The organism is Amycolatopsis sp. H20-H5 (genome assembly GCF_035828755.1).
Taxonomy (GTDB): domain Bacteria; phylum Actinomycetota; class Actinomycetes; order Mycobacteriales; family Pseudonocardiaceae; genus Amycolatopsis.
In genome coordinates this window covers 1-25,060 of sequence record NZ_JAYMZS010000126.1, presented here as the reverse complement: position 1 = coordinate 25,060, position 25,060 = coordinate 1, and the positions used below count along the sequence as shown (strand labels likewise).

General features: G+C 72.8%; 5 protein-coding genes. 3 read left to right on the top strand and 2 right to left on the bottom strand.

Annotation, left to right across the window (positions count from 1 at the left end; translation table 11 throughout):
• From QMK34_RS39755 to QMK34_RS39745, 3 genes are all read left to right on the top strand, one after another.
• Positions 1 to 703: ABC transporter ATP-binding protein (locus QMK34_RS39755; protein ID WP_326419972.1), on the top strand; the 703-nt coding region annotated here is incomplete at its 5' end.
• On the top strand, positions 700 to 2,472 hold the full coding sequence (locus tag QMK34_RS39750) for an ABC transporter ATP-binding protein (RefSeq protein WP_326419971.1): 1,773 nt from the start codon (positions 700 to 702) through the stop codon (positions 2,470 to 2,472). The genes QMK34_RS39755 and QMK34_RS39750, both read left to right, overlap by 4 nt.
• 106 nt (positions 2,473 to 2,578) lie before the next feature.
• On the top strand, positions 2,579 to 3,658 hold the full coding sequence (locus QMK34_RS39745; RefSeq protein ID WP_326419970.1) for an iron-siderophore ABC transporter substrate-binding protein: 1,080 nt from the start codon (positions 2,579 to 2,581) through the stop codon (positions 3,656 to 3,658).
• Between the two features lie 170 nt (positions 3,659 to 3,828).
• Here QMK34_RS39745 and QMK34_RS39740 read toward each other — a convergent pair whose 3' ends face one another.
• Positions 3,829 to 4,047, bottom strand: a complete 219-nt coding sequence (locus QMK34_RS39740; RefSeq protein WP_326419969.1) for an MbtH family protein — start codon at positions 4,045 to 4,047, stop codon at positions 3,829 to 3,831.
• Entirely contained in the window at positions 4,044 to 24,866 is a 20,823-nt protein-coding gene (locus tag QMK34_RS39735; RefSeq protein ID WP_326419968.1) for a non-ribosomal peptide synthase/polyketide synthase, read from the bottom strand. Before QMK34_RS39735 ends, QMK34_RS39740 begins: the two co-directional genes overlap by 4 nt.
• Positions 24,867 to 25,060 lie beyond the last annotated feature (194 nt).

Here is a 25,060-nt window from a genome sequence, read left to right as displayed (position 1 = left end):
GGCCGCGCGCCCTTCGCCGCCGGCAGGGCACATCCGGTTCGACGGGGTCGGGCACGGGAGCCGGCGCGCCGTCGATCTCGACATCGCCGCGGGCGAGCTCGTCGGCGTGGTCACCACCGACCCCGCGACGGCCACCGATCTGCTGGCCTGTCTGGACCGCTCGGCGGATCCGGCGGACGGCACGGTGCGCGTCGACGGGGTCGACCTGTCCACAGTGGACCCCAGCCGGGTGCGGGAGGTGGTGCTGGTGGCCGCGCACGACGCAGCCCTGTTCGAGGGCACGCTCACCGCCAACGTCGGCGCCTCCCCGGACGCGGCCGAGGCGATGACGGCTTCGGCCGCCGACGAGGTCGCGGCCGCGCTGCCGCGGGGCGCCGCCACCATGGTCACCGAACGGGGGCGGTCGCTGTCCGGCGGGCAGCGGCAGCGGGTCGCGCTGGCCAGGGCACTCGCGGCCGGCGCCCCGGTGCTCGTCGTGCACGACCCGACGACGGCGGTGGACACGGTCACCGAGGCGAGGATCGCGGCCGGGCTGGCGCGGCTGCGCCGTGGCCGCACGACGATCCTGGTCACCACCAGCCCCGCCCTGCTCGCCGTCACCGACCGGGTGATCGTGCTCGACGGCGGGGCGGTCGCGGCACAGGGCACCCACGCCGCGCTCGTGCACGAACGCGCGGACTATCGCGAGGCGGTGCTGTCATGACCACGACCGAAAGCCGGGAGCTGCTCCCGACCGCGGACGGACGGCGGATCCGCGCGGTGCTCGGCGATCTGCTGCGCCGCAGCCGGGTCCGCGCGCTCGGCGCGTTCACGATGCTCGTCGGAGCGACCGCGATCGGCCTGCTGACCGCTCCCCTGCTGGGCAGGATCGTCGATCTCGTGGCCGGGCACCACCCCCCGGCCGAGCTGACGACGCCGGTCGTCGCGCTGGTGCTGGTGGCCGTCGCGCAGGCGATCGCGACCGCGCTCGGTGTCTCGCTGGTCGCCAGGCTCGGCGAGACGATGCTCGCCGAGCTGCGTGAGCGTTTCGTCGACCGCGCCCTGCGCCTGCCGCTCGAACAGGTCGAGAAGGCCGGGTCCGGCGACCTCACCGCCCGGGTCACCACCGACGTCTCGGTCGTCGCGAACGCGGTGCGCGAGGCGCTGCCGCAGCTCGGGCGTTCGGTGCTCACGATCGTGCTCACCCTCGGCGCGCTGGCCGTGCTCGACTGGCGCTTCCTGGTCGCGGCGCTGCTCGCGGCGCCGATCCAGCTGCACACCGTGCGCTGGTACGTCCGCAACGCCGTCCCGCTCTACGCCGCCCAGCGGGTGGCTGTCGGCGCCCAGCAGCAACAGCTGCTCGAAACCATCGGCGGGGCGAAGACGGTGCGCGCGTTCCGGCTGGCGGACGAGCACCTCGAGCGGGTCCGGCAGCGCTCGACCGGCGCGGTCGAGCTGGCCCTGCGCGGGGTCAGGCTGATGACCCGGTTCTTCGCGCGGCTCAACCTGGCCGAGTTCGTCGGGCTTTCGGCGGTGCTGGCGGCCGGCTTCCTGCTGGTGGACAACGGACTGGCGACGATCGGCGCGGCCACGGCCGCGGCGCTGTACTTCCACAGCCTGTTCGGCCCGATCAACACCGCGCTGGCGCTGGTCGACGACGCGCAGGCCGCGACGGCGAGTCTCGCCAGGATCATCGGCGTCGCCGAGCTGCCCCCGGTCGCGGAACCGGAGCGGCCGTCGAAGCCGCTCGACGCCTCGGTGAAGGCGACCGCCGTCGGTCACTCCTATGTGGACGGTCATCCGGTGCTGACCGGCGTCGACCTCGAGCTCGCGCCCGGCGAACGCGTCGCGCTGGTGGGCGCGAGCGGGGCGGGGAAGACGACGCTGGCGAAGCTCATCGCCGGGATCCACCGGCCCGGTTCCGGCTCGGTGCTGCTCGGCGGCGTCGCGCTCGACGAACTCGGGCCGTCCGCGACGCGGCGGGCGGTGGCGTTGATCAGCCAGGAGGTGCACGTCTTCGCCGGGCCGCTCGCCGACGACCTCCGGCTGGCCAGACCCGAGGCGTCCCAAGACGAACTGCGGGCCGCGCTCTTCACGGTGGGAGCGCTTGCCTGGGCCGAAGCACTGCCCGAGGGGCTCGCGACCGTCGTCGGCGAAGGCGGTCATCAGCTGACCGTCACCCAGGCGCAGCAGCTCGCGCTGGTCCGGCTCGTGCTGGCCGATCCGCCGGTCGCGATCCTCGACGAGGCCACCGCCGAAGCGGGCAGCGCGGGCGCGAGGACCCTCGAAGCCGCGGCGTCGGCGGCGTTGCGAGGCCGGACCGGGCTGGTCGTCGCGCACCGGCTCACGCAGGCCGCCGCGTCGGACCGGATCGTCGTGATGGACGACGGCGAGGTCGTCGAATCGGGAACCCACGACGAGCTGGTGACCGCGGGGGGCCGCTACGCCACGCTCTGGGCCGCGTGGTCGGACACCCGCGGGCGCGCAACGTGAGCGGCGACGCAGTCCTGGTTTGTTGCATCGGACCGGCCAGCCACTTAGGTTAGGCAAACCTGACTAATCCGGAAGCTCCCGGACTCTCGATCGCAAAGGACCGAAGATGGCCCGATTCCCCGCCCTGCCCGCCGCCCGCGGCCGAGTCCGGACCGCCGGTCTGCTCGCGTCCGTGCTGATGCTGGCCGGCGCGCTCGCCGCCTGCGGCAGTGACACCGGTGCGGCCGGCACCCCGGCCGCGCCGAACGCGGGCGCCACCGACCCGGGCGCGTTCCCGGCCACGATCGAGCACAAGTACGGCAGCACGACGGTCAAGGCGGCCCCGCAGCGCGTCGTCACGGTCGGGCTCACCGAGCAGGACGCGCTGCTCGCGCTGGGCGTCGTGCCGGTCGGCGTCACCGACTGGATCGGCGACTTCCCCGGCGCGGTCGGGCCGTGGGCCAAGGACAAGCTCGGGACCTCGCCGGTGCCGGCCGTGCTCAAGGACGCCGACGGCCCGCAGTTCGAGAAGATCGCCGCGCTCCGCCCGGACCTGATCATCGGCCTGTACTCCGCGCTCACCAAGGAGCAGTACGACACGCTGTCGAAGATCGCCCCGGTGATCGCGCAACCCAAGGAGTACAACGACTACGGCATCCCGTGGCAGGAGGCCACCAAGACGGTCGGCAAGGCGGTCGGCAAGTCCGCCGAGGCCGCCAAGCTGATCGCCGGTGTCGACGCGAAGTTCGCGCAGGCCCGCAAGGACCACCCGGAGTTCGAGGGCAAGAGCGCCCTGATGGCGACCATCTACGACGGCTACTTCGTCTACGGCAGCCAGGATCCGCGCTCGCGGGTGCTGACCTCGCTCGGCTTCAAGCTCCCCGCCGACCTCGACACGATCATCGGCGACAAGTTCGGCGCGAACATCAGCGCGGAGCGGACCGATCTGCTCGACCGTGACGCGCTCGTGTGGCTGGTCGACACCGTCAGCGGCGGCCGCGCCACGCTCGACAAGGACAAGCTGTACTCCGCGCTGAAGGTCTCGAAGGAGAAGCGCGACGTCCTCATCGAGAACAACAGCACCTACGGCTCGGCGACCACATTCGTCACCGTGCTGAGCCTGCCCTACCAGCTCGACCGACTCGTGCCGCAGCTCGCGGCCGCCGTCGACGGCAACCCGGCCACCGAGGTCAAGCCCGCCTCCTAGGCCCACCGGAAAAGCCGGGTCGCGAGTACTTTCGCGGCCCGGCTTTTTGCCGTCCCCCTACGGCCGCCTCGCGTGTTCCCACCGCCGTCACGCGTGTCTGGACTGCCGTCACGCGTGTCTGGGCGGACATCGCGGTGATGTCCGCCCAGACACGCGTGACGGCAGGTGGATCACGGGGTGGGGTCGGCCATGGCCTTGATGAGGGACTGGGGGCGGAGGTCGGTCCAGTTGGCCTCGACGTAGTCCAGGCAGGACTGGCGGGTGTCCGGGCCGAAGGCGGCCGTCCAGCCCGCCGGGACGTCGACGAACTGCGGCCACAGGCTGTGCTGGCCCTCGTCGTTGACCAGCACCGAGTAGGTGCCGTCGGCGTTCTCGAACGGGTTGGTCATGACTTGCTCTCCTTTTTTTCCTTCGTCAGCTCCGCCGCGCGGGCGGAGAGGGCGTCCAATGCGGTGAACCAGGTTTCCGCGAGCTCGCGGACCGACTCCTCGGTCAGCACGGCTTCCGGCCACGACCAATACGCGCCGAGCCGCGGGCCGTCCGCGCGGTCCTCGGTCAGCGCGTTGACCGTGAGGCTGTGCGACACCGGCATCCCGGGGTCGGCGCCGAGGTCGACCGCGTCGGCCTCCGGGGCATAGGACCAGTCGGTCTCCTCGGGGTGGCCGAACCGGCCCATGTAGTTGAACTCCAGCTGAGGCTTGGCGAACTTCGCGAGTTCGGCGCCGGTGGCGGGGTCGAGGTGCCGCAGCAGCCCGTGCCCGATCCCGGACGCCGGCAGCGCATCGAGGTGGCTTCGCACCCGGTCGAGCGCCACGTCCACCGACGGCCCACCGGCCAGCGCGTCGTCGAGGTCGAGCTCGCCCGGGTCCAGGCACACCGGCACGACGCTGGTGAACCACCCGACGGTCCGCGACAGATCGGCGCCCGGCGCGAGCTCCTCCTCACGGCCGTGCCCCTCCAGGTCGACGAGCACGGCGTTGCCCGCGTCCGGCCCGAGCCGTCGCCGCCGCCACTGGGCGACGGCCAGCGCGAGGCCGGTGAGCAGCACGTCGTTCACCGTGGCCCGGAACGCCGCGGGCACCCCGCTCAGCAGGGGCGCGGTGCGCTCGGCGGGCAGGGTCAGCGACAGCGAACGGACCGTCGCCTCGACGTCGCGATCGTGGTCGAGCGCGCGCTCCAGCGGCAGCGGATCGCCGCCGCGGAGCACCGAGGTCCACAGCGCGAGCTCCTCGGAACGGGCCGGTGCCCGCGACGCCAGCGCGGCCGACCAGCGGCGGAACGAGGTGTCCACCGCGGGCAGCTCCGGTGACCGGCCCGCCGCCACGGCCGACCAGGCCGCCGCGAAGTCCGGCAGCAGGACCCGCCACGAGACCCCGTCGATCACCAAGTGGTGCACCAGCACCAGCAGCCGTCCGGCGTGCGCGGGGCCCGCGTGGAAGAACACCGCACGCACCATCGCGCCGCCGTCCGGGTCGAGCCGGTCCCGCGCGGCCCGCGCCCGCTCGGCGATCACCGCCGTCAGCCCGGCGGGATCCAGACCGGTGACCTCGACGTGCTCGATCCAGCCGGTCACGTCCACCGGCCCCGGCACCCGCAGTGCCCAGCCCTCGACCGAACGGTCCAGCCGCGCGCGCAGCATGTCGTGCCGCCCGGCGACCGCGCCCAGCACGGTGACGAGCCGGGCGCGGTCGAGCCCGGCCGGGGTCCGCAGCAGCGCGGCTTGGTGGTAACCCGAAATCGGACCGCCCAGCTCCCGCATGGCGTGCATGATCGGGGTCAGGCCCACCGTGCCGGTGCCGTCGTCGGCCGGACCGGCCTGGCCGGTCAGCTCGGTCGCGACCTCGGCCAGCCCGCTCACCGTCCGGTGCTGGAAGACGTGCCGCGGCGAGATCCGCAGCCCGGCCGCCCTGGCCCGGCTGACCAGCTGCATGGCGACGATGCTGTCGCCGCCGAGTGCGAAGAAATCGTCATCGACGCCCAGCTCGGGCACGCCGAGCACCTCGGCGAACACGGCGCACAGCACCTTCTCCCGCTCGGTCTCCGGCGCCCGGCCGCTCAGCTCACCGGCGTAGTCCGGCGCGGGCAGCGCCCGGCGGTCGAGCTTGCCGTTCGACAGCGTCGGCAGGGACTCCAGCAGGACGAACGCGGCGGGCACCATGTAGTCCGGCAACGACTCGACCGCGTGCCGCCGCAGCTCCGCGGTGTCCAAGGTGTCCGCTGTGTCCATTGCGGACACTGGAACCACGTAGGCGACGAGCTGCTTGATCCGCGGCCGGCCCTCACGGACCACCACGACCACCTGCGCGACGCGCTCGTGGCGGGCCAGCGCCGTCTCGACCTCGGCCGGTTCGATCCGGAAGCCCCGGATCTTCGCCTGGTCGTCGGCGCGGCCGCCGAAGCCGAGCCTGCCGTCGGCGGTCCAGCGGGCCAGGTCGCCGGTGCGGTACAGCCGCCCGCCCGCGCCGAACGGGTCGGCGACGAACCGCTCCGACGTCAGCGCCGACCGCCCGAGGTACCCGCGGGCGAGACCACCCCCGGCCAGGTAGAGCTCGCCGGTGACACCCGGCGGCACCGGACGCAGCGCGCCGTCCAGGACGTAGGCGCGAGTGTTGGCGACGGGACGCCCGACGAGCGGCCTGTCACTGTCACCGATCCTGGCGACCAGAGCGTCCACTGTGGACTCAGTGGGGCCGTAGAGGTTGACCGCCTCGGTACCGGTGAGCCCGGCGAGCCTGCGCCACAGCGCGTCCGGCACGGCCTCGCCGCCGACGCCGATCAGGGCCAGCGGGCAGTCGTCGCCGTCGAGCAGCCCGGCGTCGGCCATCTGCGCGAAGTACGACGGCGTGACCTCGATGAAGTCGAACTCGTCCCGCCGGATCATCGCGGCGAGCAGCTCCGGGTCGCGGCGGGTCTGTTCGGGCACGACGTGCACGGCGTGCCCGTCCAGCAGCCAGAGCTGCGGCTGCCACGACGCGTCGAAGGAGAACGACCACGCGTGCCCGACCCGCAGGTGCGCCTTGCCCGTCGCGGCCATCGCGGGCCGGTAGAGCGCCTCGCGGTGGCTGTGGAACAGGTTCACCACGCTGCGGTGCGCGACCACGACGCCCTTGGGCCGCCCGGTCGAGCCCGAGGTGTAGATGACGTACGCCGGATGCGCCGGGTTCAGCGGCCGGAGCCGGTCGGCGTCGGTCAGGTCGTGCGCGGGCAGGTGGCCGGTGCGCGTCTGGCCGAGCGGCAACGTCTCGGCGTCGGAACGCGGAATGCCGGCGAGCAGCCCCGCCTCGGTGACGACGAGGCACGGGCGGGCGTCGGCGAGCATCGCGGCCAGCCGGTCGGCAGGCTGGTCCGGGTCGAGCGGCAGGTACGCCGCGCCCGCCTTGTGCACCGCGAGGATCGCCAGCATCATGTCCGCCGACCTCGGCAGGGCCAGCGCGACGAACTCCTCGGGACCCGCGCCGCGTTCGACCAGGGTCCTGGCGAGCCGGTTCGCCCGCGAGTTGAGCTCGGCGTAGGTCCACGTGACGTCCGCGCAGACCACCGCGACCTCGTCCGGCGAGCGCCGCACCTGGTCCTCGAACAGCTCCGCGATCGTCGACGGCGCGACCTCGGCCGCGGTGTCGTTCCACGCCACGACGATCCGGTCCCGCTCGGCGGCGGTGAGGATCTCGACCCGGCCCGCCGGTTGGTCCACATCGGACACCATGGCCGCGAACAGCAGCTCCATCGCGGCGAGGATCCGGTGCGGCGCCTGCTCTTCGAACAGGTCCGCGCGGTACTCGGCGACCAGCGTCAGTCGCTCACCGGGTTCGACCGCCCAGGTCAGCGGGTAGTGCGTCGAATCCTCGTGCGCGACGATCTCCGCCCGCAGGCCGCCTTCGGCTTCGGCCTCGTCGGCGCCCGGGTAGCTCTCGAACACGATCAGCGTGTCGAACAGCTCGCCGAGCCCCGCCGCGCGCTGGATGTCGGCCAGGCCCAGATGGTGGTGTGCGATGAGCGCGGACTGCTGGTCCTGGACGCGGTCCAGCACGGCGGACAGCGGTTCGGCCGGGTCGAAGGCGACCCGGACAGGCACGGTGTTGATGAACAGGCCGATCATCCGCTCGACACCGGCCAGCTCGGGCGGACGGCCCGAGACGGTGGCGCCGAACACCACGTCGGTGCGTCCGGTCAGCTTCGCGAGCACCAAGCTCCACGCGGTCTGGACCAGGGTGTTCAGCGTCAGGCCGCGGGCGCGGGCGAGTTCGCCCAGCGCCGCGGTCGACGCCGCGGACAGCTCCAGCGTCCGGCGGTGCGGCGCCGCCGGAACGCGCTGCGGATCGGCCGGGACCAGATGGGTCGGCTCGGTGAGCCCGTTGAGCGCGTCGCGCCAGGCGGCCTCGGCGGCCGGGCGGTCCTGCTCGGCGAGCCACTCCAGGTAGCGCCGGTAGGGCGAGGGGGTGCGGCCCCGTCCTGCGTAGACCTCGGACAGCTCGCCGAGCAGCTGCGGGACGGACCAGCCGTCGAGCAGCAGGTGCTGGTGGGTGACCACCAGCCGATGCCCGCCGCCGTCCCGGTCCAGCAGCAGGAACCTGAGCAGCGGGGCCCCGGCCGGATCGAACCGGCGGCGTTCCCGCTCCAGCTCGGCGTCGATGTCCTCCACTGTGGACAGTCGGCGCCACGGCAGCTCGGCCGTGCGGGCGACGAGCGCCACCGGACGGCCCGAGGCGAGGTAGCGGTAACCAGTCCGGAGGTTGGCGTGCCGGTCCAGCACCGTCTGGGCCGAGGCGCGCAGGCGATCCGGGTCCACCGGCCCTTCGAGGTCGACCGCGATCTGCACGGTGTAGACGTCGGGTCCGTCACTGTCCATCGAGGCCAGGAACAGCAGCCCGGCCTGCAACGGCGTCAGCGGCCAAACCTCGGCGGTGTCAGGTGCCAGGCGGAGGACCTCGGCCCGCTCGGCGTCGTCGAGCTCCACCAAACTCGCCCCGGTGCCCGTCTTCGTGTCGAGCCGCTCGGTGCAGACCGCCGCCAGCCCGGCCACGGTCTTGTGCCGGAACACGTCGCGCGGGCTGAGCAGCAGGCCTTCCGCGCGCACCCGGCCGACCAGCTGCATCGCCACGATGCTGTCGCCGCCGAGCCCGAAGAAGTCGTCGTGCACACCGACCTTCTCCAGCCCCAGCACACCCGCGACGAGCGACGCCAGCAGCTCTTCACGCGGGGTGCGCGGCGCGTCGTCGGAGACGGCGTCGGCGTAGTCCGGCGCGGGCAGTTCCCGGCGATCGAGCTTGCCGCTCGGGGTGAGCGGCAGCGCGTCGAGTGTCACGACAGCCGACGGAACCAGGTGCTCCGGCAACGTCCTGGCCACGTCGGCGCGCAGGTCGACGCCGTCGAGTGAGCCGGACGGCACCACGTAGGCGACGAGCTGCCGCTGCCCCGGCCGGTCCTCCCTGGCGACGACCCTGGCGTGGGTCACCGCCGGATGCCCGGTCAGCGCGGCCTCGATCTCGCCGAGCTCGACGCGGAACCCGCGGATCTTGACCTGGTCGTCGGCACGGCCGAGGAACTCGACCTCACCGGCCCGGCTCCAGCGGGCCAGGTCGCCGGTGCGGTACATCCGCTCGCCGTCGGCGAACGGGTCGGCGACGAACCGCTCCGAGGTCAGGCCCGGCCGCGCGAGGTACCCGCGCGCCAGCTGCGCGCCCGCCAGATACAGCTCTCCCGCCACGCCCGGCGGCACGGGACGCAGGTGCGCGTCCAGCACGTACACGCGGGTGTTCCACACTGGACGTCCGATCGGGACCAGCCCGGATTCGGCCCGGCGGGCGGGCGCGGCGGTGACGTCGACCGAGGCCTCGGTCGGGCCGTAGAGGTTGTGCAGCCTCGCGTCCAGTACCTCGGAGAAGCGGTCCACCAGGTCGGCAGGCAGGGCTTCGCCGCTGCTCAGTACCCGGCGCAGGCCGGTGCAACCCGATACCGTCGGCTCGGCGAGGAACACCCGCAGCATCGACGGGACGAAGTGGACAGTCGTGATCCCGGTCGTGCGAATCAGCTCCGCGAGGTAGGCCGGATCCTGATGTCCTTCCGGTTTGGCCACCACCAGCGTGGCCCCCGTGATCAAGGGCCAGAAGAACTCCCACACCGACACATCGAAACTCGACGGCGTCTTCTGCAGCACCCGATCCGATGTGGACAGCCCATACTCGTCCTGCATCCACAACAGCCGGTTCACAATGCCTTGATGCGGAACGACGACACCCTTCGGACGTCCCGTCGAACCCGAGGTATAGATGACGTACGCCGGGGACGCCGGATCGATCCGCGTGTCCAGGTCACTGTCGTCGTAGCCGGACAGCGAACCGGACAGCGCGGGATCGTCGAGCACGCGGACGGGCGCGGCGTCGTCCAGCATGAACGCCAGCCGCTCGGCCGGATAGCCCGAGTCCAGCGGCAGGTACGCCGCACCGGTCTTGTGGACCGCGTACAGCGCGACGATGAGCTCGAGCGAGCGCGGCAGCGAGATGGCGACGACCGATTCCGCGCCGACCCCGCGTTCGACCAGCCATCTGGCCAGGCGATTCGCCCGCGAGTTCAGCTCCGCGTAGGTCAGCGAGCTCTCGCCGAACAGGACAGCGGTGGCGTCCGGCGTGCGCGCGACCTGGGCTTCGAACAGCGCGGGCAGCGTGGTCCGCGGGAACTCGCGCGCCGTGTCGTTCCAGCCTGAAACCACCTGCGCCCGCTCGTCGGGGCCGAGGAGGTCGAGGTCGCCGATCCGCCGGTCACCGTCGGCGGCGACCTGCTCCAGCAGCCTGACGAGCCTTTGCGCGAAGGAGTCCACTGTGGACCGGTCGAACAGGTCTGCGCTGTACTCGATGGCACCGGAGATCGCGCCGCCCGCGGTGTCCTCCAGGAAGCCGAACTCCAGATCGAACTTGGCGACGTCGTGGGTGAACGCCTCCTCGCGGGCGGTCAGTCCCGGCAGGTCGAGTCCGCCCGCGGCCGCGGGCAGGTAGACGACCATGACTTGGAACAGCGGGTGCCGCGACAGCGAGCGTTCCGGGTTGAGCGTCTCGACGAGCCGGTCGAACGGCAGGTCCTGGTGCTCGAAGGCGGCCAGGTCGGCCGCGCGGACGCGCCCGAGCAGCTCCCCGAATCCCGGGTCGCCGGTCAGGTCGGTGCGCAGCACGAGCGAGTTGACGAAGAACCCGACCAGCTCCTCCAGCCGCTCGTCGGCGCGGCCGGAGATCGGCGCGCCGAGCGGGATGTCGTCGCCCGCGCCGAGCCGGTGCAGGAGCGTCGCGACGGCGGCCTGGACCAGCATGAACATGCTGGCCCCGGCCGTACGGGCCAGTGCGCGCAGGCCGTCGGCGAGGTCCGCGCGGATCGGGAAGGTGACGGTGCCGCCGCGGTGGGTCGACTCCGCGGGACGCGGGCGGTCGGCCGGGAGCGCGAGCTCGTCGGGCAGCCCGGCCAGTGTCTCCCGCCAGAACCCGAGCTGTTCGGCGGCGAGCCCGTCACCGAGCAGCTCGTGCTGCCAGAGGGCGTAGTCGGTGTACTGGACCGGCAACGGCGTCCGGTCCGGTGGCGTCCCGCCGAGCCGGGCGCGGTAAGCCGCGGCCAGGTCGGCGAGCAGCGGTCCCTGTGACCATTCGTCGGTCGCGATGTGGTGCAGGACCAGCAGCAGGACGTGCTCGTCCGGCGCGACGGCGAACAGGTGCGCCCGCAGCGGGAGCTCCTCGTCCAGCAGGAAACCGTGGCTCGCGGCCGCGGTGAGCTGGGCCGCGAGGTCGGTGACGGGGTCCAGCCGGACCTCGACGTGTGCCTCGGCGAGGACGCGCTGGGTGGCGACCCCGGCCGACTCCCCGAACAGCGTCCGGAGCGTTTCGTGCCTGCCGACCACGTCGTCGACGGACGCGGACAACGCTTCGACGTCCAGAGTTCCGTGCAGGCGCCACGCGAGCGGGATGTTATACGTCGCCGTCGGACCTTCGAGCTGGTAGAGGAACCAGAGTCGCTGCTGGGCCGCGGACAGCGGCAGCACGGCGGGGCGCGGGCCCGCTTCCAGTGCCAGGCGGGTCTCCCCCGGCCCCGCGAACCGCTCGGCCAGCCGGGCGACGGTCGGCGCGTCGAATACGTCCCGCACGGAGACCTCGGCTTCGAGCGCCACGCGGATACTGGCCGCGAGGCGCATGGCGAGCAGGGAATGCCCGCCCAGCGCGAAGAAGTCGTCGTCGACGCCGACCTGGTCGACGTCGAGCACGTCGGCGAACAGCGCGCGGAGCGCCGCTTCACGAGCGTCGCGCGGCTCGCGGCCCGCTCCCGTCGCGAACTCCGGCGCGGGCAGCGCGGCGCGGTCCAGCTTGCCGTTCGGGGTCAGCGGGATCTCGTCCAGCCGAAGGATCGCCGCGGGCACCATGTGTTCCGGCAGCGTCTCGGCGAGCGACACGCGCAGCGCGTCACCATCCACTGTGGACCCGACGACATAGGCGACGAGCCGGTCTTCCCGCACCACCACGACCGCGTGGGAAACCATCCGGGTCAGCGCGGCCTCGATCTCGCCGAGCTCGACGCGGAACCCGCGGATCTTGACCTGGTCGTCGGCCCGGCCGAGGAACTCCAGCACCCCGTCGGCGGACCAGCGGGCCAGGTCGCCCGTCCGGTACAGGCGTTCGCCCGCGCCGCCGAACGGGTCGGCGACGAACCGTTCCGACGTCAGGCCCGGCCGTGCGAGATATCCGCGCGCCAGCTGGGCGCCCGCGAGGTACAGCTCTCCCGCGACTCCGGGCGGAACGGGCCGCAGCCGGGCGTCGAGCACGTACACCCGGGTGTTCCACACCGGACGTCCGATCGGGACGGAACCCGGGTGCCCCTCCCCCGTGACGGGCAGGAACGTGACGTCGACCGAGGCCTCGGTCGGGCCGTACAGGTTATGCAGTTCCGCGTCCAGCACGCCGTGGAATCGGCGGGCGAGCTCACCAGGCAGCGCCTCACCGCTGCAGATCACCCGGCGCAGGCGGGTGCACGTCACGGCCGTGGGCTCTTCGAGGAACAGGGCCAGCATCGACGGGACGAAGTGGACAGTGGTGATTCCGGTGCGGCGGATCAGGTCCACGAGGTACACCGGGTCCTGGTGCCCCTCCGGTTTGGCCACCACCAGCGTGGCCCCCGTGATCAAGGGCCAGAAGAACTCCCACACCGAAACATCGAAACTCGACGGCGTCTTCTGCAACACCCGATCCGATGTGGACAGTCCATACTCGTCCTGCATCCACAACAGCCGGTTTACGATGCCCACGTGCGGAACGACGACACCCTTCGGACGTCCCGTCGAACCCGAGGTATAGATGACGTACGCCGGGGACGCCGGGGTCAGCTCGCGTGGCGGCCTGGCGGTGTCGTAGGAGTCCAGCCGGGTGAACAGGCCGAGCTCGTCGAGGACGCGGACCGGGGCGGCGTCGGCGAGCATGAACGCCAGCCGCCCGGCCGGGTAGCCGGTGTCCAGCGGCAGGTACGCGGCGCCCGCCTTGTGGACGGCGTAGAGCGCCACGACCAGCTCCATTGAACGCGGCAGCGCGACGGCGACCACGGATTCCGGGCCAGCGCCCTGCTCGATGAGCCAGTGCGCGAGCTGGTTCGCCCGGGAGTCGAGCTGCGCGTAGGTCAGCTCGGCGCCCTCGAAGACGACGGCCGTCGTGTCCGGGGTGCGGGCGGCCTGGGCCTCGAACAGGTCCGGCAGCGTCGCCGGGGCAACCGCGTGCGCGGTGTCGTTCCAGGCCGAGAGCACCAGCTCGTGCTCGTCCGGGCCGAGGACGTCGATCGACGCCACCGGCAGGTCCGGCCGGGCGACGGCCTGGCCCAGCACCGAAACGAGCCGGTCCAGCAGGCGCGACGCGGTGCGCGCGCCGGCGAGGTCCTCGGCGTACTCCAGTTGCAGGGCGACTTTCGTGGTCTCGTCGACCATCGTGAAGTGCAGGTCGAACTTGGCCGACTCGGTGGGCGGCGCCAGCCACTCGGTGGCCATCCCGAGCAGGTCCGGGTCGCCGGCGGGCCGGTAGTGGTAGCCGACCATCACCTGGAACAGCGGGTTGCGCCCGGCGGCCCGCGCGGGATTGAGGGCTTCCACGACCCGCTCGAACGGCAGGTCCTGGTTGCCGAACGCGGCGAGGTCGGTCTCCCGCAGCCGCGACAGGAGCTCGGTGAACGTCGGCTCGCCGGACAGGTCCGCGCGCAGCACGAGGGTGTTGACGAAGAACCCGACGAGCTCTTCGAGCGCGTCGTCCGTCCGTCCCGCGATCGGCGCGCCCAGCGGCAGATCGTCCCCGGCGCCCATCCGGTGCAGCAGCGTCGCGACCCCGGCGTGCAGCAGCATGAACAGGCTCGTGCCGGAACTGGCCGACAGCGCGCGGAGCTGCTCACCGAGCCGCGGCGGCAGGTCAAGGTGGATCCTGCCGCCGCGACCGGTCGGCCGGGCCGGGCGGGCGCGGTCGAGCGGAAGTGCGAGCTCGTCGGGAATCCCGCGCAGCGTCTCGGTCCAGAACCGCAGCTGCTCCGGGGCGACATCGTCCAGCAGCGAACGCTGCCAGAGCGTGTAGTCCGCGTACTGCACCGGCAACGGCGTCCAGTCCGGCGCCGAACCCGCGAGCCGGGCTTCGTAGGCGGTGGTCAGGTCACGCAGGAACGGCCGGTCGGACCACTCGTCGGTCGCGCTGTGGTGCAGCACCATCGCGAGTACATGATCCACTTCGGACAGTCGCAGCACGTCCAGCCGAACCGGGAGCTCACGGGTGAGGTCGAACGGCCTGCGGGCCGCCGCCGCGATCAGGTCGGCGATCTCGGACTCGCGCCCGCCCGCCACGGTGAAGGGCGGTTCGGGATCGGCCACGATGTGCTGAGCGGGCGTGCCGTCGTGCTCGGCGAACACCGTGCGCAGGGCCTCGTGCCGCCCGAGGACGTCGCCGAACGCGGACCGGAGAGCGTCGAGGTCCAGGCCGCCGCGCAGCCGGACCATCAGCGGGAAGTTGTACGCCCGCGCGTTGTGGTCGAGCTGGTCCACCAGCAGCAACCGTTGCTGCGCGGGCGAAAGCGGGATCAGCTCGGGGCGGTCGACCGGGACGATCCCGGCCCGCGCCGGCTCGCCGGAACCAGCGCGCAGAGCGAGCTCGGCCGGGGTCGGGGCCTCGAACAGGTCACGGATGGCCAGTTCGGCGCCGAGATCGGTGCGGGCCCGGCTGATCAGCCGGGTGGCGAGCAGTGAATGGCCGCCGAGGTCGAAGAAGCTGTCCTCGACGCCGACCCGGTCGAGGCCGAGCACCTCCGCGAACAGCGCGCAGAGCGTCTCCTCCTCGGGGGTCTCCGCCGCCCGGCTCGCGGTGAGCGTCACCGCCGGATCCGCGTCCGGCAGGGCACGGACGTTGAGCTTGCCGTTGTCGGTCAGCGGCAAGCTGCCCAGGGTGACGAACGCGGCCGGGACCATGTAGTCGGGTAGCCGCAGCTTCAGCTCGTCGCGCAGCCGCTGGATCAGCTCGCCGCCGCCGCGCGCCGCCGTCGGGCTGGTGGCGTACCGGGCGAGGTTCGTCCCGGTCGACGCTGGCAGGTAAAGACCGAACACTGTGGACTGTCCACCGTGGACGAAGACCGCGTCGAACAGGCCGTCCGCGCCGGTCGACCAGGTGGTGTGCACGGTGTAGCCGAGCCGTTCGCCCAGCTCGTGCAACGACTCCGGCTCGACACCGGCTGGGGCGCGGAACAGGTCGAGGACGTCGATCAGCGGCGTGCCCGCGTCGAGTGCCCGCATCGCTTCGAACTCGTTGGCCAGCCGCGCGTCCGGGATCCGGCTCACACGCAGCGTCTCAGGCCGCTCGGACAGCAGCGCTTCGACGTCGGAGAGCGATGCGAAAGGCACCCGCCGGGCCTGGGCCACCGAGACGGACTCGGCGGGTTCCTTGCGCAGCACCACGTCGTATCGGTAGCGGCTCAGCTCGTTGTGCAGCTTCGCGCGCTTGACGCGGACCTGCGCCCCGGCGTCCTGACTCCGCGCGAGCGCGGCGAAGTAGTCCGGATCGATCAGCAGTTCCTTCTCCAGCGCCGCCCCGCGTTCGATCGCGCGGCGCAGCTGGGCGATGTCGGAGGTCGCGTCGGCGCGGGTCAGCTGGATGGCCGTGTGGAACGAACGCGCCAGCCGCAGGTTCCGGACGTCGCCGACGAACAGCGAACCGCCCGGCACCAGCAGGTCCAGTGCCCTGGTCAGGACGCCCGTCAGGTAGTCGACGCTGGGGAAGTACTGGATCACCGAGTTGATCACGATCGTGTCGAAGTGCCCGCGGGGCAGGCCGTCGAACACGTGCGCGGGCTGGGCCCGCAACGTCACCTTCGCCGCCAGCCCGGGGTCCTGTGCCAGCTCACTGGTCAGCTTGGCGATCACCGGGGCAGCGAGGTCGGTGCCCCAGTACTCGGCGGTGATCGGTGCCAGCTGCCCCATCAGGAGGCCGGTGCCGACGCCGATCTCGAGCACGCGCTCCGGGCGCAGCTCGGTGATCCTGGCGACGGTCGCCGCACGCCATTCCCGCATGTGGTCCAGCGCGATCGGCGCGCCGTCGTAGCTGGAGTCCCAGCCCGCGAAGTCCTCGGTGAACAGCGCGGTGGGGATCTCGGTGTACTCGTCGGAGTAGATCTGCTGCCACTCGCCGACCTGGTCCGCCTCGGCCTCGTCGCGGGCCTCGCCGCTGAGCTCGGCGGGCACGACATAGCCGATGAGCCGCTGCAGCCCGGGGGCCGCCGGGTCGGGCCTGGCGATCACGGCCGCCTGCGCCACCTGCGGGTGCGCGCTCAGCGCGGACTCGATCTCGCCGAGTTCGACGCGGTAGCCACGGATCTTGACCTGGTCGTCGGTCCGGCCGAGGAAGTCGAGGTTGCCGTCCGCGCGGCGGCGCACGAGGTCGCCGGTGCGGTACATCCGGCCCACGGCGAACGGGTCGGCCACGAACCGTTCGGCCGTCAGCGCCGGGCGGCCGAGGTAACCCCTGGCCAGGCCGGTGCCGCTGATGTAGAGCTCCCCCGCCACGCCGTCGGGGACCGGGCGCAGCCAAGCGTCGAGGAGGTACGCGCGGGTGTTCCAGATCGGCTTGCCCACGGTCGGGGTGTCGCTGTCGGTGGTCCCGCCGCCGAGGGTGTTGATCGTGTACTCGGTGGGGCCGTAGAGGTTGTAGCCGTAGGTGCCTTCGGTGTCGCGCAGCCGGTTCCACACCGACTCCGACACGGCCTCGCCGCCGAGCAGGACCAGCGCCGGGCGGTGGTTGTCCAGCAGGCCTTCCTCGATCAGCAGGTGCGCGTAGGTCGGCGTCACGTTCACGACGTCGACCTGGTGCTCGTCGCAGTACGCGACCAGCGCCTGCGCGTCGCGCCGCAGCTCCTCGTCGCACACGTGGACCTCGTGGCCCTCGACGAGCCACAGCAGCTCTTCCCAGGACATGTCGAACGCGAAGGACACGGTGTGCGCGATGCGCAGCCGCCGCCCGCCCGCCGACGCGATCGCCGGGGCGAAGATCGCTTCCTGGTGGTTGAGCTGCATGTTCGTCAGCCCGCGATACGGGGTGACGACGCCCTTCGGCTTCCCGGTGGAACCCGAGGTGTAGATGACGTACGCCGGGTGTTCCAGCCGTCCGGCGCGCCCGCGGGCGAACAGCGGCCGCTCGGCGTCGGTGATCTCGCCGTCGCTGACGCCGGTGAGCAGGTCCTCGTCGTCGACCAGCACGCGCGGGGTGCCCTCGGGCAGCGTCGCGGACACGGCGGCGGTGGACACCAGGCACAGTGGCCGGGCGTCAGCCAGCATCATCGCGAGCCGGTCGGCGGGGTAGTCCAGCTCCAGGGGCAGGTACGCCGCGCCCGTGCGGAGCACGGCGAACAGCGCGACGACCATCTCGATCGACCGCGGCAGCCCGAGCGCGACGACCTGCTCGGGCCCGGCTCCCCTGGCCAGCAGAAGCCGGGCCAGCCGGTTGATCCGCGCGTCCAGTTCGGCGTAGGTCAGGCTGTGCCCGCCGAACACGAGCGCCGTCGCGTCCGGGGTGCGGGCGGCCTGGGCGGTGAGCAGGTCGGCGACGGTGTCGTCGATCAGCGGGTGCTCGGTGGCCGCCCAGTCCGCGGCCAGCGCGGCGCGTTCGGGCCGCGACACCGTGTCCAGCGCGCCGACGGGGGCGGTGAAGTCCCCTATGAGCTGCTCGACGAGCGAGGTGAAGCGGGCCAGCAGCGCGGCGGCCGCGTCGCCGTCGAAGATCTCCTCCCGATAGGACAGCGTGACGCGCATCCGGGCGCCCGGGGTCGCGACCAGCGTGAGCGGGTAGTGCGTCGCGTCGACGTTGACCATCCCGGCGATCCCGTGACGGCGGCGCAGTCCGGCGAGCCGCTCGTCGCCGTCGTCGTTGCGCAGCACGAACAACGTGTCGAACAGGACACGGTGCCCCGCCTCGCGCTGCAGCACGCCGAGGCTCATGAACTCGTACGGCGTGAGGTCCATCCGCTCCGACTGCACCCGCCGCAGCAGGTCCAGCACCGGCTCGGCCGGGTCGAACCGGACGCGCGCGGGCACGGTGTTGAGGAACAGGCCGATGGTGCTCTCGATGTCCGGGACGGCGGCGGGCCTGCCCGCGACGGCGGCGCCGAACACCACGTCCTGGCGACCGACCACAGTGGACAGGACCAGTCCCCAGGCGGCGTTGAGCACCGTGTTGACGGTCAGCCCGTGCCGCCGCGCCCGCACCCGCAGGCGTTCGGTGAGCTGTTCGGACAGGTGGGTGTCGAGGTTCACCGGGGTGGCCGGTGCCAGGCCGGTGCTCGCCGGTCCGACCAGCGTCGGCTCGGCGAGGCCGGACAGCGCGTCGCGCCAGGCCGAGGTGGCCACCTCGACGTCCTGATCGGACAGCCAGTCCAGATAGTCCACATAGGACCCGGCGGCGGGCAGGGTGCGGTCGTCGCCGGAGAGCTCGTAGAGCGCGAAGAGCCGTTCGACGAAGAGCCAGGCGGACCAGCCGTCCCACAGCAGCAGGTGCCGGTTGATCACCAGGCGGTCGCGGTCGCCCGCCAGCCGGACCAGGGTCAGCCGGAACAGCGGGGGCGCGTCGAGGGCAAACCTGGTCGCCCGGTCTTCGGCCATCAGCGCGTCCAGCCGGGCCTGCCGCTCGTCAGCGGGCAGGCCGGTCAGGTCCACTTCGGACAGTGGTGGTTCGAGCGCGGACGCGACGAACTGCACGGGGCCGCGCAGGCCCTCGCTGGTGTATCCGGCGCGCAGGTTGGGAGTCCGGCGGAGCATCGCCGCGCAGGCCGCGCGCAGCCGGTCGAGGTCGAGGTGGCGGTCTAGGTCGATCGCCTCCTGGATGGTGTAGATGTCGACGCGCGCCTGGTCGTAGCTGGAGTGGAAGAACAGGCCTTCCTGCAGCGGCGACAGGGGCCAGATGTCCGACAGCGGCGCCGGGCTCAGCCGCTCCACGCGGTCGATCTCGTCCTGGCCCAGTGCGATCAGCCCCAGGTCGGACGGGGTGAGCCCGGCCGGGGTCCCGGCACCGGCGGCCAGTGTCCGCAGGGCTGCCGTCCAGCGCTCGGCCAGCGCGTCGGCGTCGGCCCCGGCGAAGGTGGCGACCAGCCGTGGCCCGTCCGCGGTGTCCTCGCAGGCGACGCCGACGCGCAGCGCGTGGTCCCCGGCAGGGGACGCGGTGACCCCTCCGGCGAAGTCCCAGTCCCCGGCCCCGGCGGGCACGCGGCCCGCGTAGCGCAGGAGCACGGACGGCCGGGCCAGCTGGGCGAACAGCGGTGCGGTCTGGGCGCTGAGGTAGCGCAGCAGGCCGTAGCCGCCGGGCGACTCGCGGACGGTTTCCTTGACCTGCTTGAGAATCGCGGGCGGTTCGCCTTCGGCCGAAAGCCGCACCGGGCGGAGGTCGTGCAGAGCGCCGACCGTGCCGGGCAGATCCGTCGAGCGCGCCTGCACGTCGACCAGGAGCTCCCCGCCGACCGCGATCGCCAGCGCGGCGAGCACGACATCCGTGACGGTGCCGTGCACGGCCGCGGGTAGCGCGCCGACCAGTGTCGCACTGTCCTCAACGGACAGTCGAACCTCCTGCTCGGAGATGTCTCCCGTCACCGCGGTCGCGCCGGGCGCCAGCACGGCCGCCCAGTGCTCCAGCTCGCCCACGAGCTCCGGCTTCTGGGCGCGTTCGGTGACCTGGCGGGCGGCCGTGCGCAGCGAGGTCTCCACGGGGGCGAGCGCGGGAGCGCGGCCCGCCGTGTGGGCCGTCCACGCCTCGCCGAGGTCCGCGGCGAGCACCGGCCACGAGTCCGCGTCGAGCAGCAACGGGTGCGCGAGAAGCAGCAGTCGCCCGTCGGCGAACCAGACCGCCTGCAGGAGCGTGCCGGAATCCGGGTCGAGCCGCGCGGCGGCCGCTTCGGCCTCGGCGGCGATCGTGTCTTCGGCGGGGCGGAGCAGGTCGGTGGCCGCGATCGCGCCCGGCGGCAGGATCTCCAGCGACCACAGCACGGACGCGACCCGCGTGAGCTTCAGGCGCAGGCCGTCGTGGTGGTCGAGCACCACTTGCAGCGCGGCGGCGAGCGACTGGAGGTCGGCGTCGGCCGGGACCCGCAGCACCGCGGACTCCGGCTGGGCGGCGGCACCGAGCTCTCGCAGCCGGTGCACCCCGGGCAGCAGCGGGAGGTCACCGACGCCGTCCGGATCGGCCACCGGACCGGCGGGCAGCACCGGCCCGGCACACCGTGCGGCCAGCGCGGCCGGGGTCTTGTGCTCGAACACGTCCTTGGGGCTCAGGTCGAAGCCCAGGCGGCGGGCCCGGCTGGACACGCTGATCGAGGAGATGCTGTCGCCGCCGAGCAGGAAGAAGTCCCCGTCGGCGCCGACCTCGGCCAGGCCGAGGACCTCACCGAAGATCCCGGCGAGCGCGCGTTCCCGATCGTCGCGCGGCGACGCGGCGGCCACCGGCTGTGCGACGACCGGCGCTGGCAGGGCACGGCTATCGAGCTTGCCACTCGGTGTGAGCGGGAACGCGGCCAGCGCCACGAACGCACCCGGCACCATGGGCGCGGGCAAGGCTTCCGTGAGCGCGAGGCGCAGCTGGTCGACGTCGGCGGTTCCGGCCGTGTAGGCGACGAGCATGCCGTCCCTGGCGACGACCGCGGCGGCGGTGACCCCGGGCTGCGCGGCGAGCACGGCTTCGATCTCGCCGAGCTCGATCCGGTTGCCGCGGATCTTGACCTGGCGGTCGGTCCGGCCGAGGTACTCGAGCTCGCCGTCGGCACGGCGGCGCACCAGGTCGCCGGTGCGGTAGAGCCGCTGGCCGGGCTCGCCGAACGGATCGGCGACGAACCGTTCGGCGGTCAGGCGCGGACGGCCGTGATAGCCGCGGGCCAGCTGGACTCCGGCGAGGTAGAGCTCTCCCGCGACACCGTCGGGCGCGGGGCACAGGCAGCTGTCGAGCACGTGCACGCGGGTGTTCCAGACCGGGTGCCCGATCGGCACGGTCGTCCCGGCGGTCCCGTCGTACGCGAACGAGGTGACGTCCACGGCGGCCTCGGTCGGGCCGTACAGGTTGTGCAGCGGCACGCCCGTGAGCGAACGCCAGCGGGCAGCGGTCTCGGTGGTGAGGGCCTCGCCGCTGGAGAACACGCGACGCAGGTCGCGCAGCTCGTCGGCGGTCTCGGTGGCGTTCAGGAACGCCGTGAGCATCGACGGCACGAAGTGCAGGGTGGTGATCCGCTGCTCCCGGATCATCCGGGAGAGGTACGCGGGGTCGCGGTGTCCGTCCGGCTTCGCCAGCACGACGGCCGCGCCCTCGCACAGCGCCCAGAAGAACTCCCAGACGGACACGTCGAAGCTCGACGGCGTCTTCTGCAGGACCCGGTCGTCCGCGACGAGACGGTACTCGTGCTGCATCCAGGCGAGCCGGTTGACGATCGCGCGATGGCTGACCAGCACGCCCTTCGGCCTGCCGGTGGAGCCCGAGGTGTAGATCAGGTACGCCGCGTCGTCCGGCCCCGCCTGCGCGCCCGGCAGCTCCACGGGGACCTCGGCCGTATCGATCGGAATCCGCTCGAACCCGTTCGGCAGCAGCGTGTCCTGCCCGGTCACCACCAGGTGCGCGCCGGAGTCGCCGAGCAGGTAGGCGACGCGATCGGCGGGGAGGTCCAGGTCGATCGGCAGGTACGCGGCGCCGGACTTGAGCACCCCGAGCAGCGCGACCATCAGCTCCGCCGAGCGCGGCACGGCCACGGCGACGATCTGGTCCGGCCCCGCGCCGCGCGCCCGCAGGCGACGGGCCAGCGCTTCCGCCCGACCGTCGAGGTCCACATAGGACATTTCATGGTCCTCAAACACCACGGCCGTCGCCGAGGGGGTCCTCGCCACCTGTTCGGCGATCGCCCGCACGAGCGTCCGCTCGGCGACCGGGTGCGCGGTGGCGTTGAGCTCGGCCAGCCTGCCGCGTTCCCGGGACGACAGGAGTTCCACAGTGGACACCGGCTGGTCCAGGTCCGCGACCATGGCCTCCAGCACGCGGACGAACCGCTGGGCGAGCAGTTCCGCCGCGGGGGCGTCGAGCCGGGCGGCGTCGAACTTCAGGCTGAACGCGAGGGTGCGGCCCGGGGTCGCGATCAGGGCGACGGGGAAGTGCACCGCGTCGATCACCTCGACGCCCGACACCCGCAGCTCGCCTGCCGCGAAGGCCCCACGCGGGTAGTTCTCGACGACCACCAGGGTGTCGAACAGCTCCTCCTGCCCGAACCCGGCCAGGCGTTGCAGCTCGGCCAGGCCCAGGTGCTGGTGGTCCAGCAGTGCGGCCTGCTCGTCCTGCAGCCGCCGCAGCAGCCCGGCCAGAGTGTCGCCACCGGCCCAGCGCAGGCGCAGTGGCAGCGTGTTGATGTACAGGCCGACGGCGGAATCGATGCCCGCGACGTCGGCGCCGCGGCCGGAGACCGTGCTGCCGAACAGCAGGTCGCCGCGGCCGGTGAGCCTGCCGAGCAGCAGTCCCCAGGCGCCGTGCAGGACGGTGCCGAGGGTCAGGCCGCGTTCGCGGGTCACCGCCAGCAAGGCACCGGTGACCTGCTCGTCGAGCGTCAGCTGGACTTTCGCCGGGCGGCGGACGCCCGCGGGGGTGGCGATGAGCCGGGTAGGCTCCTCGATGCCGGACAACGCCGTCCGCCAGGCACTCCTGGCCGCGTCGGCGTCGCGGGAGGCGAGACGGCGCAGGTGCTCCGCGCGGGAACTCGGCTCAGGCAGCGTCACGGGAACGCCTTCGGGTGCGTAGCGGGCCACGATCTCCCGCACCATCACCACGACGGACCAGCCGTCGACGACGATGTGGTGGAAGGTCAGCGCGAGCCGGCTGCGCCCCTCGCCGAGCCGGATCAGGGTGGCGCGCAGCAGCGGCGCCCGGTCGAGCTCGAACCGCCGGGCCCGGTCGGCCGACAGCTCGGCGGCGACCGCGCCGACCTGGTCGGCTGTCTCCCGCAAGTCGGCTTCGCGCCACGGCAGCTCGGCCTCGGCGGCGACAAGCTGCACGACGCGGCCGTCGCCGAGCTGGCGGAAGGCGGACCGCAACGACGCGTGCCGGGCCACCAGGCCGGTCAGCGAGCGGTGCAGCGCGGCGGGGTCCACCGGGCCGTCCAGGTCGAAGACCTCCTGGACGGTGTAGACGTCCTCGGCCTGTTCGTCGAACTGCGCGTGGAAGTAGAACCCTTCCTGCAGCGGGGTGACCGGCAGGATCTCGGCGTACCCGGCCAGCTCCGCGCGATCGGCGCCGGACAGCTGCAGCAGCGGGAGTCCCGGGGTTTCGGCCTGCTCGGTCGCGACCTCGGCGCGGGCCGCCAGCGCCTCGGGGGTGCGGTGCTGGAACACCTGGCGCGGGGTGATGACAAGGCCGCGCGCGGCCGCTCCGAGCACCAGCCGGATGGACAGGATGCTGTCGCCGCCGAGCACGAAGAAATCGTCGTCGGCGCCTGCGGTCGCCAAGCCGAGGACGTCGGCGACGACCGCGCAGAGGATCTCCTCACGCGGGGTGCGCGGTGCGCGGCCGCCCGCCATCGCGGCGAAGTCGGGCTCCGGCAGGGCGGCGCGGTCGAGCTTGCCGTTGGTCATGACCGGCAGCCTGTCGAGCGCGACGAACGCCGACGGGACCATGTGGTGCGGCAAGGCTTCTTCGGTCAGTGCCCGCAGTTCCTTGAGCAGCGAGGCGGCGTCACGGAAGGCCACCGGGGTGTTCGCCACCACCGGCCGCGGCGCACCGGCCAGGTAGCTGCCGAAGACGTCCACTGTGGACTCCGCGGGGGCCAGCAGCAGGTCGAACCGGCCGTCGTCGGCCGCTGCCGTCCACGTGGCGACCGCGCGATAGCCGGACCCGGCCGCCAGCTCGATCAGCGCGTCGGGATCCGCGGCCGTCCCCGCCTGCGCGGAAACCTCGCCACCCAGGTCCCGCAGCGCGGCGAGGTCGGCGGCGAGCCGCGCGTTGGGCACGCCGACGAGACGCAGGTGGCCGGGGCGCGCGGACGCCAGATACGCGCTCAGCGTCGCGGCGTCCGTCCAGGACAGCTCGGGGACGTCGACGGCCGGGACGGGCTCGCCCTTGCGCAGGACGACGTCGTAGCGGTAACGGCTCAGTTCGTTGTCGTAGGAGGCCGGTTTGAGCCGCAGGTCGACCCGCTCGATCCCGTCGATCCGGCCGCCGAGACCCGCGAAGAAGTCCGGGTCGAGCAGCAGCTCGCCCTCCCAGGCGACGGCGGAGTCGACCGCGCCCAGCCGGGCTTCGTCACCGGCGCGGGTGACCTCGACGCCCGCCCGCAGCGCGCGCAGCAGGCGCAGGTTGCGGAGGTCGCCCAGGAACAGCGAGCCGCCGGGCACCAGCAGGTCCATCGCCTGCCGGAGCACGTCGACCAGGTAGGCCTCGCTCGGGAAGTACTGCGCGACCGAGTTGATCACGACGGTGTCGAACCGGCCCGCGGGCAGGCCGCCGAACTCGTGCGCCGGGCGCGCCAGCAGCTCGACTTTGCCGTCCAGTTCCGGATTTTCGGCCACCCGCCGCCGCAGCAGGTCGATGACCTGCTGGGACAGGTCGACGCCCCGGTAAAACCGCGCCGCCGGGGCGATCTGGGACAGGATCAGGCCGCTGCCGACGCCGATCTCCAGCACCCGCTGAGGTTCCAGGGCGCGGATCGCGCCGACGGTCGCCGCGCGCCAGGCCCGCATGTCGGCCAGCGGCAGCGGTTCGCCGTCGTAGGTGCTGTTCCAGCCACCGAAGCCCTCGTCGAACGGGTCCTGGCCCGCGACCGCGTAGAGCAGCTCGTGCAGGCCCTTCCACTGCCCGACCTGCTCGGCCTCCCGGCCGACGTCGCGCGCGGTGGACGCGCTGGACGCCCCGGTCGTGCCGGTCTCCGGGACGA